Raw genomic sequence first — 1,289 nt, forward strand, 5'->3', positions numbered from 1 at the left:
CACGCGGCGGTCTTCCTCGAAGATCGCGGGCGTGGCCGACAGCAGTGAGCGCGTGTACGGATGGCGCGGCCGCCCGATCACGGTCTCCTTGTCGCCGAGTTCCGCCACGCCGCCCAGGTACATCACCATGACGTCGTCGGCGATATGCTCGACCACGGCCAGGTTGTGCGAGATGAACACATAGCTCGTGCGGAACTGCTCCTGCAGATCCATGAACAGATTGAGGATCTGCGCCTGGATCGACACGTCGAGCGCGGAGACCGGCTCGTCGGCCACCACGATCTGCGGATCGAGGATCATCGCGCGCGCGATCGCCACACGCTGACGCTGCCCGCCCGAGAACATATGCGGATAACGCTTCGCATGCTCGGGCCGCAGGCCCACGATGCGCATCATGTGCGCGATACGCTCGGCGCGCTCGCTGGCCGTGAGCTGGGTGTTGATGGCGAGCGGCTCGCCGAGCGTCTGCTCGACGGTCTTGCGCGGATTGAGCGAGGCAAACGGGTTCTGGAACACCATCTGCACGCGGCGGCGCAGCGCGGCGATCTCGCCCTTGCTCGCGCTCGCCACATCTTCGCCGTCGATCGCGAGCGTGCCCGAGGTGGGCGGCTCGATCATCGTGAGCTGGCGTGCGAGCGTGGACTTACCGCAGCCCGACTCGCCCACCACCGCGAGCGTGCGACCACGCGTGAGCGAGAACGACACGCCGTTGAGCGCCTTCACCGTGCCCGTGCCGAACATGCCGCGCTTGACGCTGTAGTGCTTCTTGAGATCGTGGGCGACGAGCACCTTGTCGTCGGCTTGATCGCTGGCTGGGTTCTTTCGAGCCGCGAATTGCGGGACTGCGTTCATCGTGCGCCTCCATTCAGGGTTTCGGACGCCACGTTCAGCGGCTTGATGCAGCGCACCTGCGCATGGCCGTTGTCACCGGCGAGCGGCGCGAGCGCCGGGCGTGCCGTGTTGCAGCCCTCCACCACGTACTTGCAGCGCGGCGCGAACAGACACCCGCTCGGGCGATCGTCGCGGCCCGGCACCATGCCCGGCAGCGCGGCCAGTCGCGTCGCGCCTTTGTTGTGCTCGGGGATCGCGGCGAGCAGCGCTTCGGTGTACGCATGATGCGGCTTCGAGAAGATATCGGGCACGCGATTGGTCTCGATGATCTCGCCCGCGTACATCACGGCCACGCGCTGCGCGACTTCGGAGACCACGGCGAGATCGTGCGAAATCAACACGAGCGCCATGCCGCGCTCCTTCTGCAGGCGCACGAGCAGTTCCATGATCTGCGCCTG

At 66.6% G+C, this 1,289-nt stretch carries 2 protein-coding genes; both read right to left on the reverse strand.

What is annotated here, in order from left to right:
• The coding region (locus EYW47_RS38430) for a dipeptide ABC transporter ATP-binding protein (protein WP_240764107.1) at positions 1–852 on the reverse strand (852 nt) is incomplete at its 3' end.
• Positions 849–1,289: oligopeptide/dipeptide ABC transporter ATP-binding protein (locus tag EYW47_RS38435; protein WP_133200030.1), on the reverse strand; the 441-nt coding region annotated here is incomplete at its 5' end. The genes EYW47_RS38435 and EYW47_RS38430, both read right to left, overlap by 4 nt.

Origin of the sequence: Paraburkholderia silviterrae (assembly GCF_004353915.1) — a bacterium.
Lineage (GTDB): Bacteria > Pseudomonadota > Gammaproteobacteria > Burkholderiales > Burkholderiaceae > Paraburkholderia > Paraburkholderia silviterrae.